Annotated in this window: 13 protein-coding genes; 7 read left to right on the top strand and 6 right to left on the bottom strand. The window is 49.7% G+C overall.

Going from position 1 to position 14,033, the window contains the following annotated elements:
- Positions 1-109 precede the first annotated feature (109 nt).
- Complete coding sequence (locus FBQ74_RS01770; protein ID WP_139755042.1) at positions 110-2,059, top strand: alpha-amylase family glycosyl hydrolase; 1,950 nt, start codon at positions 110-112, stop codon at positions 2,057-2,059.
- Positions 2,060-2,218: 159 nt separating this feature from the next.
- Complete coding sequence (locus FBQ74_RS01765) at positions 2,219-2,428, top strand: hypothetical protein (protein ID WP_139755041.1); 210 nt, start codon at positions 2,219-2,221, stop codon at positions 2,426-2,428.
- A gap of 9 nt (positions 2,429-2,437) precedes the next feature.
- On the opposite strand, the gene folE is transcribed toward FBQ74_RS01765, so the two are convergent.
- Positions 2,438-3,124 (bottom strand): GTP cyclohydrolase I FolE, encoded by a 687-nt coding sequence (gene folE / locus FBQ74_RS01760; protein WP_139755040.1) that lies wholly within the window; start codon positions 3,122-3,124, stop codon positions 2,438-2,440.
- A gap of 403 nt (positions 3,125-3,527) precedes the next feature.
- On the opposite strand from folE, the gene FBQ74_RS01755 reads away from it, so the two are divergent.
- Together FBQ74_RS01755 and FBQ74_RS01750 are read left to right on the top strand one after the other, a co-directional pair.
- On the top strand, positions 3,528-4,586 hold the full coding sequence (locus FBQ74_RS01755) for an agmatine deiminase family protein (protein ID WP_139755039.1): 1,059 nt from the start codon (positions 3,528-3,530) through the stop codon (positions 4,584-4,586).
- Positions 4,576-5,469: a carbon-nitrogen hydrolase gene (locus tag FBQ74_RS01750; protein WP_139755038.1), complete on the top strand. Its 894-nt coding sequence runs from the start codon at positions 4,576-4,578 to the stop codon at positions 5,467-5,469. Before FBQ74_RS01755 ends, FBQ74_RS01750 begins: the two co-directional genes overlap by 11 nt.
- A 21-nt stretch (positions 5,470-5,490) precedes the next feature.
- Here FBQ74_RS01750 and pdeM read toward each other — a convergent pair whose 3' ends face one another.
- Both pdeM and FBQ74_RS01740 read right to left on the bottom strand, forming a co-directional pair.
- Positions 5,491-6,234 carry a ligase-associated DNA damage response endonuclease PdeM gene (pdeM, locus tag FBQ74_RS01745; protein WP_139755037.1) on the bottom strand — a complete coding sequence of 248 codons (744 nt, stop codon included), beginning with the start codon at positions 6,232-6,234 and terminating at the stop codon, positions 5,491-5,493.
- A 23-nt stretch (positions 6,235-6,257) separates the two neighbouring features.
- On the bottom strand, positions 6,258-8,714 hold the full coding sequence (locus FBQ74_RS01740) for a ligase-associated DNA damage response DEXH box helicase (RefSeq protein ID WP_139755036.1): 2,457 nt from the start codon (positions 8,712-8,714) through the stop codon (positions 6,258-6,260).
- 119 nt (positions 8,715-8,833) lie between these two features.
- Between FBQ74_RS01740 and FBQ74_RS01735 the strand changes: the two genes are divergently transcribed.
- Together FBQ74_RS01735 and FBQ74_RS01730 are read left to right on the top strand one after the other, a co-directional pair.
- The gene (locus tag FBQ74_RS01735; protein ID WP_139755035.1) at positions 8,834-9,859 is read left to right on the top strand and encodes a ligase-associated DNA damage response exonuclease; all 1,026 of its coding nucleotides are present in this window, start codon (positions 8,834-8,836) and stop codon (positions 9,857-9,859) included.
- Positions 9,859-11,436 (top strand): cisplatin damage response ATP-dependent DNA ligase, encoded by a 1,578-nt coding sequence (locus FBQ74_RS01730; RefSeq protein WP_139755034.1) that lies wholly within the window; start codon positions 9,859-9,861, stop codon positions 11,434-11,436. The genes FBQ74_RS01735 and FBQ74_RS01730 overlap by 1 nt, the downstream gene beginning before the upstream one ends.
- A gap of 22 nt (positions 11,437-11,458) precedes the next feature.
- Here FBQ74_RS01730 and FBQ74_RS01725 read toward each other — a convergent pair whose 3' ends face one another.
- From FBQ74_RS01725 to ubiG, 3 genes are all read right to left on the bottom strand, one after another.
- Positions 11,459-12,112 (bottom strand): glutathione S-transferase family protein, encoded by a 654-nt coding sequence (locus FBQ74_RS01725; protein ID WP_139755033.1) that lies wholly within the window; start codon positions 12,110-12,112, stop codon positions 11,459-11,461.
- Positions 12,112-12,720 (bottom strand): glutathione S-transferase family protein, encoded by a 609-nt coding sequence (locus tag FBQ74_RS01720; RefSeq protein ID WP_139755032.1) that lies wholly within the window; start codon positions 12,718-12,720, stop codon positions 12,112-12,114. The genes FBQ74_RS01725 and FBQ74_RS01720 overlap by 1 nt, the downstream gene beginning before the upstream one ends.
- A gap of 81 nt (positions 12,721-12,801) precedes the next feature.
- Positions 12,802-13,566: a bifunctional 2-polyprenyl-6-hydroxyphenol methylase/3-demethylubiquinol 3-O-methyltransferase UbiG gene (ubiG, locus tag FBQ74_RS01715; RefSeq protein ID WP_139755031.1), complete on the bottom strand. Its 765-nt coding sequence runs from the start codon at positions 13,564-13,566 to the stop codon at positions 12,802-12,804.
- A 94-nt stretch (positions 13,567-13,660) separates the two neighbouring features.
- Here ubiG and FBQ74_RS01710 point away from each other — a divergent pair, with 94 nt between their 5' ends.
- Positions 13,661-14,029: a DUF2237 family protein gene (locus FBQ74_RS01710; RefSeq protein ID WP_139755030.1), complete on the top strand. Its 369-nt coding sequence runs from the start codon at positions 13,661-13,663 to the stop codon at positions 14,027-14,029.
- The last annotated feature ends 4 nt before the right edge of the window (positions 14,030-14,033 follow it).

Genomic DNA, 14,033 nt, shown 5'->3' with positions numbered 1-14,033 from the left:
AGTTTCAACTTAATCGTTTAAGATAAATTAGCAAGAGTTTGCAAAAGTGTAAACATTGTTGTGAATATTTTGTTACCACAGCCACGATAGGCTGTTGCGGAGGTCACCCATGAACTATGCGGCCGATAGCCAAACCTGTCTGGCACGCCTGCTTTCTCAATGCGATTTAAGCGGTTTGAATACGCAGGATAAAGCAGTATTTACCGCTCGCCTGGAGCGGCATTTTGAGCAGTTGCTGTCTCTCTACACGCAGGTTTATGGTCATCAGTATGACTGCTATTTCCATTTGCAACAGCTACTGACTGTACTGGCAGACGGCTTTAAGAGCCGTAACAGGCAACTCAAAAATCAGGATCAGCAGGCTATAGCATCGCCACTATGGTATCGCAGTGAGCAGGAAGTCGGCATGGCCTGCTATGTAGACCTGATGGGTCCGACCCTTGACGATCTACATGACAAGATCCCATATCTGAAATCGCTGGGGGTTACTTATCTGCATCTTATGCCCCTTTACGCATCACCGGAAGGGGATAGCGATGGTGGGTATGCGGTGTCCGACTACCGAAAGGTCAATCCATCCCTGGGCACAATGTCACAGTTGAAAAAGCTGGCTAAAGCGCTTGATAAAGCCGGTATACGCCTGATTCTGGATTTTGTTTTTAATCATACCTCTGATGAACACGCATGGGCCAAAGCGGCGCTACGCGGCGATGACCGCTACCAGAACTTTTATTACCTGTTTGATGACCGCACGTTACCTGATCAATTTGAACAAACGCTGCGGGAAATTTTCCCGCAGGTCCGCCGGGGCAGCTTCACCTTTAATGAGCGGATGCAAAAATGGGTATGGACAACATTTAACAGCTTCCAGTGGGATTTAAACTACCGCAATCCTGATGTGTTTAATGCCATCACCGCAGAAATGCTGTTTTTGGCTAATATCGGTTGTGCCGGTCTGCGACTTGATGCCCTGGCTTTTATCTGGAAGGAAATGGGGACTGATTGTGAAAACCAGCCTATGGCGCACACCCTGATTCAAACCTTCAATTGCTGTCTGCAAATTGTGGCGCCGTCGGTGGTATTTAAGTCTGAAGCAATCGTGCATCCGGACGAAGTCGTAAAATATGTCCGCAAAGACGAATGCCAACTCTCTTACAACCCACTGTTAATGGCGCTGTTATGGAATTCGATGGCGACGCGCAAGACCAATTTGCTGACTCGTTCCATGCAGAAAAGTTTTGCGATCCCTCAGGATACTACCTGGGTTAATTACATACGCTGTCATGATGATATCGGCTGGACGTTTGATGATGCTGTCGCCTGGGATATGGGGGTAAACCCTCATGATCACCGGTACTTTCTGAATCAATTCTTCACCGGTCGCTTTGAGGGCTCGTTCGCTCAGGGTGTTCCGTTTGCAGAGAACCCCACCACCGGAGACTGTCGTGTTTGCGGCACCTTGGCCTCCCTGTGTGGATTAGAACAGGCGTTACAAGAGCAAGACCAGTCTCAGATTGATGTCGCTGTTGCCCGAATGGTATTGCTGTACGGCGTAACATTCAGCATCGGCGGTATTCCTTTACTCTACTCCAGTGATGAGTTAGGCCTGCTTAACGATCACAGCTACCTTGAAGATGAAGCCAAAAAGCATGATGACCGATGGGTCAATCGCGTAGCGGTTACGCCCAGTGATATTTCCCATATCTCCAGCGACAATGATCCAGAGAGCCTCGAAGTTTCGGCTAAGCGACAAGTATTTACTACGCTTCAAAAACTGATATTTATTCGCAAATCGCACCGGGTATTTGGTGATAGCCGCACTCAGATTCTCGATACAGGCAATCAGCACTGCTTTGCCTACCTGCGCACAAATAGCCATGACGAAAAGCTGTTGGTCGTGTGTAATTTTTCTGAACACCCGCAACAGATATCAGGACAGTTGCTGCAGCTGCTGGAAGGAAAAAATGCCAGAGACCTGATCACCTCTCACCAGCTGGATAGCGCCACTGCGCCGCTCACGCTGACGGGCTATCAGCAACAGTGGTGGCTAGCAGAATAAAGCACATGGGCATCTGCAATTTTAACGAATGACTGTGGGCGATATGCCTGAACATTAAATTTTATGCCGCCGCATATATATGGTGTGCTTCTTGAAGGTAACTCTGCTTAGTGATAACGACCGGCCGTAAGGGCTGAGTCGTCCAGCTCAGGAGTTACCATGGCTACAGCAACAGAGCATGAATATATGTGCCCCCATTGCGGTCACATAAACGCCATTGCGCACCACGAACTACGTAATAAATACACGGAACAGTATGCAAAGTGCGACAAATGTCACACAGGTTTAGAAATCGTGCCAGCCGATGGCATTAATGAACAGGTAAATTTGGTGGTATCTGAGGTACCGCAGGACTCACTCCTGCGGTAATCAATACAATCAGCCGGCGAAGAATTCACGTCGCAGATTTGCATCAGTAGCAAACTGACCGCCTAATGCTGATGTACGCGTGAAGGAATTGTTGTCGCGAATACCTCGCGCCTTAACGCAGTAGTGAGTGGCGTTTATAGTGACTGCTACATCATCTGTACCCGTTAAGGCCTGAATAGCCACCATTACCTGCTGAGTCAGGCGCTCCTGAACCTGCGGGCGCTGCGAGAAAAACCCAACCAGTCGATTAATTTTAGATAGACCCAATACTGTGTCTTTGGGTATATAGGCTACCGACGCTGTACCATCTATTGTTACAAAGTGATGCTCGCAGGTACTGGTAAGGCTTATGTCACTTACCTGTACAGGCTGATTAAGTTGCATCTTGTTTTCAATGGTCGTAATTTTCGGAAAGTTGCCGTAATCCAGCCCGCCAAAAATTTCATCAACATACATTTTTGCTATGCGCTTTGGCGTTTCCGTCAGGCTGTCATCACTGCGATCCAGTCCCAGCGTATCCATAATGTCCGTCATCGCTGCTTCTATACGATCGCGCTTCTCCTGACCCGATAACGAATTATCGACCAAAGGTGTTTCCAGGCCTTTCTCAATAAGCGCCTGTCTGACTATTTGCGCTTCTTTGGCGATTACCGGCTCAATCGCATCGCGCACTACCACGGCTTCATTTGCTAGCATGACATATCCTAACTAAACAACTTATGCTGTTATTACAACGTTTTATCTTAAACACAACAAGACAGGGCCAACATGAAAGTTTGTTAATGCACCTGTGTCATCTGGTCCCATATTGTGGCAGGCATCGATTTGCCCACCCAGTCATTTTTGTCTTACTTACAAATGACAACGTCACTGGCACCGTGTGATATTTGCTAATTGTAACATATCAATGTCTAAAATCTGCACGTATTGATAAGACGTTACCCTCAAAAGATGTGCATTTAACCAGACAGCAGGTGCCGTTGCCCCCCCAGACAAACCACGCGATAAAAGCAACTTTTATGCGAAGGTGTGCGTAATGCCCATTTAAGCATGCTCACTTGCACAGTATAATTCGCCTAACTTTACAATGAGTAAATCTATGACTGGTTCTACATCACTTCTTCCTGAATGGACAGACGTCGACGCTATTCTGCTGGCGTGGCCTCATGAAAATACTGACTGGGCGCCATGGCTGGACGATGTCCGCCGCACCTATTTAAGTCTGATAGCGGCAGTAAATGCATCGGGTGCCGGTGTTATTTTGCTGTGCAGACTCCAGGATAAACAGACCATCACATCACTGCTTGGTTCAGACGCCAGGGTTTTGCTTGTGTGCGGTGAATACAACGACACGTGGATGCGTGACTATGCATTTTTGACGGTGGCGGCTGATGATGCAAATCAGCCGGTAGAGTTCTCATTCAACGGCTGGGGCGAAAAATTTAACGCTATCAAAGACAACCAGGTCAATCAGCGTTACCTGGCGGCGCTGTGTGAGCGTCCCATAGCCACCAGCTCCGTGGTTGCCGAAGGCGGCGCACTGGAGATTGACGGTCAGGGCCACTTACTATCGACCGCGCAATGCCTTTTAAATCCGCGACGTAACGTGGATATGACACTGGAAGATTATGAAACCGTGTTTAAAAAAGTGTTAGGGGCAACGAAGGTTACTATTTTTAAAAACGGGCACCTCGAAGGCGACGATACCGATGGACATATCGATACTCTGGTGCGTTTTACGCCGCAGCAAGGCCTGGTAATACAGGCTGCAGATAACCGTCCGGACGATTCACACTTTGCAGGTTTAAGTGCGCTTTGTCGGGAATGCAGCGAGGAGCTTCCGGAGCATAACCAGTTCCGGTTACCGTTACCGGCGATGTATAACGAAGAAAATGACCGATTACCGGCTTCTTATGCGAACTTTTTGATTTGCAATGAGTCTGTAATGGTACCGATTTACGGTCAGCCAGAAGATGAAACGGCGCTGGCCGTTATGGCTGATGCCTTCCCACAGCATCAGATAGTGCCGGTTGACTGTGCACCACTGATACAGCAATTTGGCAGTCTTCACTGTATATCAATGCAAATTCCCAGGCACACGCTGAATAGGCGGGTGCTTAGCCAACTTCAACAAGGGGTGAGTGTTTATGACGTCTGAGACGTTGAAAATAGGCTTGGTTCAGCAGGCCGTCGAAGGCAATGATAAGTCGGTTAACTGGCAGAAAAGTGCTGACAAAATAGCACAGCTGGCGGCTGATGGATGTGAGTGTATTTTGTTGCAGGAGCTGCACAGCACACTGTATTTCTGCCAACAGGAAGATACTGACGCCTTCGACCTGGCAGAGCCTATTCCGGGGCCGGCCACTGAGTTTTTTGGCGAACTTGCTGAAAAATACAATGTTGTATTGGTCACCTCACTCTTTGAAAAGCGTGGTTCCGGCTTATATCACAATACGGCTGTGGTATTTGACCGCTCACGGGAAATTGCGGGTAAGTATCGCAAGATGCATATTCCTGATGACCCGGGCTTTTATGAGAAATTCTATTTCACTCCCGGTGACATGGGCTTTGAGCCGATTCAAACCAGTGTCGGTAAACTTGGTGTATTGGTGTGCTGGGACCAATGGTATCCCGAAGCGGCCCGACTGATGGCGATGCGCGGGGCAGATATTTTGTTCTACCCTACTGCTATCGGCTGGGATAAGAATGATACCGAAGAGGAACGTCAACGCCAGTTTGGTGCATGGCAAACTATTCAGCGCGCTCATGCTGTTGCCAATTCAGTGCCGGTGGTGGTGGCTAACCGCACTGGTTTTGAAGCTTCGCCGGTTGAAAATGACCCGGGTATTCAGTTTTGGGGGCAAAGCTTCATCGCCGGCCCGCAGGGCGAATTATTGGCGCAGGCCGATGCGAATGAAGAACAGGTACTGATGGTCGAGCTTGATTTGGCCCGGACTGAGCAGGTCAAGCGTATATGGCCCTATTTCAGAGATCGCCGCATTGATGCTTACGGCGACCTGACTAAGCGCTGGAGAGACTAATACCTCAATAAAAAAGGCAGTTTATCTGCCTTTTTTATTGGCCGAGTCAGAGGCTTTTACAGAAAATATTTGCTGCTCGCTAAGCAGAAACTGCTGATGAGGGGCACCACCCAATACGTCTATCATTACCGGATCATCCACCCAAAGCCCCCCGGTATACTGGCCGAAAGCAGGCATAATGAGTAACCTTTCACTAAGTGCAAAGCAGCGGCCCCTGACTCGCTGACGCCCCGCCGACACGCGCATTTTAGGATGAAAATGCCCGATAACCTGATGTGAGCATTCCGGCCAGTCGTTTTCAGGCTCATGGCAAAAGCCGATAGTCTCCACGCGAAGCCGTTGATGGCGCTTTCCCTCAATTTCATCGGGGATCGCCGGGTCGTGGTTCCCCAGTACCCAAATCCATTCCTTCACCTGGCTAATAAGCCCAGCAAGGAACTGCTTGTCGGCACGGTCCATTCTTGAAACCGCATGAACATCGTGAAAGCTGTCACCAAGACATAAGAGTCGTTGGGGACGATAATCATCAACAATCACGCTCAGACGGTCCAGGGTGGCGCGGCTGTCCATATGCGGCAGAGGATGCCCGAAACTGCCCAGATAACTCCCCTTTTCAAGGTGAAGATCAGAGACAACCAACATATCCCGGGCGGGAAGCCATGCTACGCCTCTGGCGTCTAACAGCCAGGTTTGACCACCAAATCTTGCCGGAATTATCTTATTGCGGGCAACCTGTTGTTCCAGCCAATCGTTGTTACTTACCACTCTACTCCTGCTCTACTCTTTTGCTATGCGTCGCGACCACTCAGCAGCGCTTTTACTTCATCCAGCATAGACTCAGCTTCGGCATATAAATCTGCCTGCTCCATCAGTGCGTGCGCACCTGCTCCTTTTACCTGCTCAGCGCGGACATCAAGCACAATGGGAATGGACATCGGAGATGCCTTTTCCAGATTGACCAGACGAATTTTACCCACAAACCGGATGAGCATATCAGCAAGACGCTTAAGATCCAGCAGCTCTCGCTCTGCGTCTGCCCGGGTTACGGCAAGAAGAATATGGTCAGGATCGTATTCACGCAAGGTGTCGTAAATCAAATCAGTAGAAAATGTAACCTGCTTCATGGTCTTCTGACTGCTATGGAAGCGCTGTTCAGTCAGTCCGCTGACAATCGCCACCCGGCGAAAAGAGCGTTTGAGCATGGGCGCCTGCAGCATCCAGTCTTCCAGTTCGTCCCCTAAGATATCCGGTGAAAAAAGTTGCTCGACCTGTTGCTGACTGACGGGTTTAAGTGACCACACCGACAACCCGTAGTCTGTAACACTGAACGAGAGCGGCTTTAGTCGCATCTTTTCCATTCGCTTTGTAAGCAACATACCCAGCGTCTGATTCGCTTTGCGCCCCTCAAAGGTATAATAAAGAGCGACATTAGTTTTGCGATACTCAAATTGCTCAACCAGTACTGTTTTGTTGTCGGGTATCTGTGAAAACTGTTGCTGTAGATCCAGCCACTGCCTCACCTGGGCAGGCAGTGCCTTCCAGCGTGAAGGTGTTTGTAAAAGTTCTCTGACGCCCTCGGCCAGAAAGGTCGACAGCGGCATCTGGCCACCGGAATAACTGGGTATTTTGGGCTCGCCTCCCTTCGCTGCGCGCGCATGAAGCTGCATATCGCGTATCGCTTCATACCTGAGTACTTCGCCGGCGAATAAAAATGTATCACCACTGACAAGCTGCTGGGCAAAATACTCTTCCACCTCTCCGATGATTTTGCCCTGATTGCCGCGTCGGATACGTTTCACTTTAAGGCGGCCGGCCTCTACGATTGTGCCGATGTTTTGCCGGTGACGCTGGATAATGCGTTTTGATGCAGGAGTCCACTGCCCTGCTTCATTTTTTGATAGTCGCTGATAACGGTCGTACACCCGCAGCGCGTAACCACCATCTACCGTATATTGCCAGAGCTTATCAAACTCCTCTCGCTCAACCCCCTGATAAGGCGCTGCATCAAGCACCTGGGCATAAATTTGCTCAGGCTCAATGGGTTCGCTACAGGCACAGTTCAAAATAAACTGCGGCAATATATCCATTGCGCCGGGCATGGGTGCCTCGCCATCCAATTGCCCCTGCCTGATCGCATCCATCGCGGCCTGACACTCCAGTGCTTCAAATCGGTTAGCTGGCACCAACAAGGCTTTGCTGGGTTCATCCAACCGGTGATTAGCCCTGCCTATCCGCTGAAGCAACCGGCTTACTCCCTTCGGCGCGCCAACCTGTATTACCAGGTCAACGTTGCCCCAGTCGATTCCCAGTTCAAGGGCAGAGGTACAGACAATGGCTCTAAGCATGCCCTGTGACATCATATTTTCCGTCTTGCGGCGCTGCTCCTTGCTCAAAGAGCCATGGTAGAGGGCGATAGGTAGCCCCTGAACGTTTTTTTCCCATAGCATCTGAAATATCAGCTCAGATTGCGCCCGGGTATTAACGAAGACTAATGTGGTGCCCGCCTCGCATATCTGCTGGTAGATATCATCCATGGCATAGCGTGCCATAAACCCGCCAAAAGGCATTCTGGAACGGGATTTGAGCATTCGGACTTTAGGTTTAACCGGCGCTTTAACCTGTAAAACATGTGCAGGTTCGCCGGTTTTGCCTAACCAGCCAGCCATTGCGAGAGGGTCTGCAACCGTGGCAGAGAGGCCGATTCTTCGCATTGCAGGCGACAACGATTGTAGCCGCGCCAGGGCCAGGGTGGTGAAATCGCCACGCTTATTGGCAACCAGGCTGTGCGCCTCGTCAATGATCACAGTACTGAGCCGACCAAAGATTTTATCCGCATCGGCGTAGGACAGCAGCAGCATCAGCGACTCAGGCGTGGTAAGTAATATGTTGGGTGGCTTTCTGCGCTGCCGTTGCCGTTTGTGGGACGGGGTGTCGCCGGTTCGCGTCTCAATGGTGATATCAAGTCCCATTTCCTCTACCGGCTCTAGCAAATTGCGATGGATATCCTGGGTCAGCGCTTTTAAGGGTGAAATATACAATGTATGCAACCCCTCCCGCGGGGCTTTATGCAGCGCCACCAAAGAGGGCAAAAAACCCGATAATGTTTTGCCCGCACCAGTAGGAGCAATGAGCAGCGTAGCGTCATGCCGGGGCACCTGCCTGAGCATCTTTTTCTGATAAGCACGCAGTGACCACCCACGTCGTTCGAACCATTGCCTGAAGGAATCCGGAAGAATAAAAGCCACCCGCTGAGTAGAAATAACGCACCGGCTGTATTTACGCCCGGATGCGGTCTTAAGTTTATTTCATTCAACCTTATGTCAGTGCTCACCGTATATGGTTGAAACCAAAAGGGAGGTGTAACTTGCATCCACAAGACTGGGTAAGTGTTGAAGAAGCTGGCTTGTATTGTCGGCCCGCAGATATGTATGTCGACCCGATGTTACCGGTTAAAAACGCTATTGTTACCCACGGTCATGCGGATCACGCCAGAAGCGGACACGATATTGTGTACGCCACGCCCCAGACGTTAAAGATTATGACAACACGTTACGGCGAGGATATGGCGAAAACGACCTATACCATGCCTTATCATGAGACCGTCGTTCTGGGTGAAGCCGACGACCCGGTTAAGATGACGCTCTTCCCCGCTGGTCATATTCTGGGCTCAAGTCAGGTACTGTTTGAATATCGCGGCAGCCGTCTGGTGGTATCCGGCGACTATAAGCGGCGTCATGATCCGACCTGCCCACCTTTTGAAGTGGTACCCTGCGATGTTTTTATTACAGAAGCAACGTTTGGCCTGCCAGTATTCACTCACCCCCCGATAGAGGCAGAGATCGACAAGCTGATTACCTCGTTACAGGTCTTCCCTCACCGATGCCATCTGGTAGGAGCCTATGCCCTGGGCAAATGTCAGCGAGTCATTCTGGCGCTCAGACAAGCCGGCTATATCAAACCTATCTATCTGCACGGGGCACTGATTCGCCTGTGTAATCTGTATCAGGAACAGGACGTTGATTTGGGTGAGCTGATTGCTGTGAACGATGTGGAAGACAGGGATAAACTTGCTGGTGAAGTGGTAATTGCCCCCCCGTCAGCACTTGCAGATCGCTGGTCACGAACGCTACCCGACGTTCGCCCGATAGTTGCGTCGGGCTGGATGCAAATTCGTGCCAGAGCCAGACAAAAGCAGGTAGAGCTACCGCTGATTATTTCTGACCACTGTGACTGGCCTGAATTGATACAGACTATTGAGGAAGTCCAGCCTAAGGAAGTTTGGGTGACGCACGGCAGAGAAGATGCGTTGGTACATCAGGCTGGCCAGATGGGTTTTAAGGCAAAGGCGCTCTCACTTATTGGGTATGAAGACGATGAGGAGACCGGATAATGGATGCATTTGCCGACTTACTTGAGCAGCTTTATTTTACGCCTGGCACGAACGCTAAAGCAGCGCTAATCATTGAGTACCTTAAGAAGACGCCGGATCCTGACAGAGGCTGGGCGATTGCTGCCATGGCAGGCACCCTGCGCTTTGACTTTTTTAAACGCAATGCGGTAAAGCAACTAATGCTTGAGCGCATCGACCCGGTCTTATTTGAGTTAAGCTATGACTACGTCGGCGAGATGAGCGAAACCGTAGCGCATTTATGGCCTGCACCTTCTGACATACCCGATGCGCCTTTGCCTGGTTTGGGCGACATTGTTGATGAGTTTATGAATGCTAAGCGCACAGAGGTAAAACCATTACTGGCTGATTATCTCAACAGAATGACCGCTTCACAGCGCTGGGCGCTTATTAAGCTTGGTACACGGGGCTTACGTATTGGCGTATCGGCCCGCTCTATGAAGCAAATTCTGGCTCGATTTGGTGAAACCCGAGTAGAGGAAATTGAGGCGCTCTGGCATGGTGTTAACCTGCCTTATACTGAGCTTTTATCGTGGCTGGAAGGGCATGCAGATAAGCCCGATATTTCCGATCGAGTGACCTTTCATCCTGTCATGTTATCCCATCCTATTGATGAAAGTGACCTGACAAACATCGACCCGACACAATGGCAGACCGAGTACAAGTACGATGGCATCCGGGTGCAGCTGGTCTGTACTAAAAATGGCAAGGCGCTGTTTAGCCGAACGGGTGATGATATCAGTCATGCATTTCCGGATTTACTCGATACCATCGAGTCGCATTGTGTACTGGACGGCGAGCTCTTGGTTATGCACGGTACCGAGGTAGACACATTTAATCAGCTGCAACAGCGTCTGAATAAAAAGAAGCCGACCAAAAAGCTGATGGACAGCCTGCCGGCTGGGTTGATGGCCTACGATGTTCTTAGTATCGGTGATAATGATTACCACAGTAAGCCGCTATCAGAACGCAGGGAATTATTAAGTGCGTTTATCAGTCAGTCGGAGAGCCCGCGCCTGCATCTGTCTCCTGTACTGGATGTGCCCACAAAACCTGCACTGGAAACATTGTATAAAGAGGCCAGCGAAGATACGGCAGTGGAAGGATTGATGCTCAAACGTCTGGATAGCCACTACATTCCCGGCCGGCCAAAAGGCCAGTGGTTTAAATGGAAACGTGAACCAAAGTTGGTAGACGCGGTGGTTATGTACGCTCAGCGGGGTCATGGAAAACGGTCGAGCTTCTACTCTGACTTCACGTTTGGCGCGTGGGAGGAGGATTTATTACTTCCCATTGGCAAAGCCTATTCAGGGTTTACTGATGAGGAACTTAAAAAGCTGGATAACTGGGTGCGGCGTAACACTGTAGGCCGCTTCGGTCCGGTCAGAGAAGTTAAAAAGTCGCTGGTGATTGAGGTTGCATTTGACGCCGCTCACCCTTCGTCCCGACACAAATCAGGCATTGCCCTGCGGTTTCCAGGTTTTCATCGTATACGGTGGGACAAACCGGCCAACGAAGCTGATACATTATCCACCGTTAAACAGCTTATCGAAAAATAGCGCTGATGGGCTGCATAGGTTGTCAGATTAGCGTTTTGCCCGCTTTCTCCACGGCTTCCGGAATAATTTTGTGAGGCACTTCCACACCTTTTCGGGCCAGTGGGCGGGCTTCTATGCTGTTCTTCCACCGGCGTAGATGCTCAAGTCCATCCATTGAAACCCCAGACCATTTGTAGGTACGTACCCAGCACCAGTTCGCCATATCAGCAATACTGTAATCGTCCACCAGATATTCATGGTCAGCAAGGTGCTTATCCAGTACTTCAAAAAGACGTCTGCATTCATTCTGATAGCGGGTAATCGCCCTGGGAATGGTTTCATCCATATAGCGGTAAAATACGTTCGCCTGCCCCATCATCGGCCCAACACCGCCTACCTGAAACATCAGCCACTGCAGCACCTGATAGCGTTTGGACGGTTCAGAAGGTAAAAACTGACCGGTTTTCTCAGCCAGGTAAAGCATAATGGCGCCTGACTCAAAAAGCGTCAGGTCAGCGTTATCATGGTCGGTGATAACCGGGATACGCGCATTTGGATTAAGCGAAACAAACCAGTCTTGTTTTTGCTCGCCTTTACGCAGGTCGATAGTATGCGCCTTGTAATCCAGCTGCATTTCTTCCAGCGCAACAGACGCCTTCCACCCATTGGGCGTAGGCGCGGTGTATAATGAAATCATCAGGCTTTTGCGCTGGGGCGTTGATTGACCAAATCATACCAGCGAAGAATATTGGTATGCTTGTCAGATAACCGAATATCTACCACACGGGCGAAATCGATAGCGCACAGGGCTGTAATATCCGCGATGGAAAAATCTTCACCGGCAATGTAGGTATTAAGCTCAAGGCGTCTTTCAAGAATATTCAGGTATTTGGCTGCATTGATGCCTGCCTGTTTGCCGTACTCAGCGACCGGCACCATTCTGTCTTTAAAATAGCCGGTTGAATGCTGAAAACACATGCCAACCTGAAGCAGCAAAGCCATCTCAACCTGACTTTGCCACATTGAGATTACCGCTTTGCTTTTTGCATCGGTGCCCATTAATGTCGGCTCCGGAACGGTATTTTCAAAGTATGTGCAAATTGCATCAGACTCAGCAATGCAGGTACCATCATCAAGTTCCAGAATAGGTACTTTACCCAGCGGGTTTTTCGCCCGCATTTCTGCCGTCAGGTTCTCACCTTTTTGCAAATCAAGCTGCACGTACTCCATGTCGACGCCTTTTTCTGCCAGAAACATTCTGACGCGACGAGGATTCGGGGCTGTTCGGGTTTCATAAATTTTCATCACCGCACTCCATTTAGCCTTTTCAAATCAGCTTAACGATGCACAAAAGATAGTCAAATTATCCTGGCAAAGCGATGTCTATCACTTCTCTGAATAGTGATAACACTGCATATAATTGACCCGCATTCCCCGGCTTCTCCGCCACTTCTGGTTAAACGGGTTCATCATCAATCCGCATTTAAATGTTTTGTAAAAGTCTCTGCCCACCCATTTGTCCAACTGCCGTGGCTTGACGAACTTGCGCCAGGAGTGTGTTCCTTTGGGCAGGTAACCCATTACATACTCAGCCCCCACAATCGCGATGAGATAACTTGCCAGTGTACGATTAAGTGTGGCCAGAATAAGCATTCCGCCAGGACGCACCAGACGTGTAGAATCCTTTATCAGTGCTTTCTGGTCAGGCACATGCTCAACAACCTCAGCATTTACAACCACATCGTATTGTGTATCATTGCCCAGCTCTTCAACCAGGCAATGTCGATAGTCGATATTCAGATCGCCCTGCTGCGCGTGTCTTTTGGCAACCTCAATACTGACAGCACTGGCATCAATGCCAGTTACCTCTGCCCCTTCTTTAGCCATGGCTTCACTGATGAGACCGCCGCCGCACCCCACATCCAGAATTTTAAGATCGTGGAACGGATTAGGCATGCCAGGCGAGCGCCCAAAGTGATGGCAGATTTCATGAATCATGATTGTCGTCCTGGCGCGGTTAAACTCCAGTGCGGTTTTATATTCACCCTCAGGGTCCCACCAGGATTCTGCCAGCTCGTCAAAACGGGCAATTTCCTCATCAGAATAATTCTGCTTGTCCCGAGGCGTGCCCTTTTTACTTTTATCCAGCATAAAAGTCCCTCTAATGAATAGGTCGTAACTGTTGCTATAACTGATGCAATTTTATACTCTCAAAGCCAGGGAATTGATTAGACAGGGATAAATTATGGCTAATGAGAAGAATGTTTTTGGCAAACCACTGGTACTTTGCTGTGGTAATTCTGGCTTTACCCGTGAGGGATTTTGTTCTGTCCCCGCTGCAGACCTGGGCAATCATAGTATTTGCGCAATCGTGGATGAGCCCTTTCTGACATTCTCGAAACGTCGCGGTAACGACTTATCCGCGCCGAAGCCTGAACTGGCTTTTCCGGGATTGTCAGAAGGCGACCGCTGGTGTTTATGCGCGTCGAGATGGCTGGAAGCTCATCAGGCGGGTGTAGCACCTAAAGTTGTGTTATCCGCCACAAATAAAAAGGCGCTGGATGTAGTGCCACTTTCGTTATTAGAAGCGTACGCTACAGAGCCAGCGGCCTGATTAG

This window comes from Salinimonas iocasae, assembly GCF_006228385.1.
GTDB lineage: Bacteria > Pseudomonadota > Gammaproteobacteria > Enterobacterales > Alteromonadaceae > Alteromonas > Alteromonas iocasae.
This window is presented reverse-complemented; position numbering and strand designations above follow the sequence as displayed.

Coding starts and splice junctions, on each gene's coding strand:
- FBQ74_RS01770 (WP_139755042.1), top strand. CDS start 110: ATGAACTATGCGGCCGATAGCCAAACCTGTCTGGCACGCCTGCTTTCT.
- FBQ74_RS01765 (WP_139755041.1), top strand. CDS start 2,219: ATGGCTACAGCAACAGAGCATGAATATATGTGCCCCCATTGCGGTCAC.
- folE (WP_139755040.1), bottom strand. CDS start 3,124: ATGCTAGCAAATGAAGCCGTGGTAGTGCGCGATGCGATTGAGCCGGTA.
- FBQ74_RS01755 (WP_139755039.1), top strand. CDS start 3,528: ATGACTGGTTCTACATCACTTCTTCCTGAATGGACAGACGTCGACGCT.
- FBQ74_RS01750 (WP_139755038.1), top strand. CDS start 4,576: ATGACGTCTGAGACGTTGAAAATAGGCTTGGTTCAGCAGGCCGTCGAA.
- FBQ74_RS01730 (WP_139755034.1), top strand. CDS start 9,859: ATGGATGCATTTGCCGACTTACTTGAGCAGCTTTATTTTACGCCTGGC.
- FBQ74_RS01725 (WP_139755033.1), bottom strand. CDS start 12,112: ATGATTTCATTATACACCGCGCCTACGCCCAATGGGTGGAAGGCGTCT.
- FBQ74_RS01720 (WP_139755032.1), bottom strand. CDS start 12,720: ATGAAAATTTATGAAACCCGAACAGCCCCGAATCCTCGTCGCGTCAGA.
- ubiG (WP_139755031.1), bottom strand. CDS start 13,566: ATGCTGGATAAAAGTAAAAAGGGCACGCCTCGGGACAAGCAGAATTAT.
- FBQ74_RS01710 (WP_139755030.1), top strand. CDS start 13,661: ATGGCTAATGAGAAGAATGTTTTTGGCAAACCACTGGTACTTTGCTGT.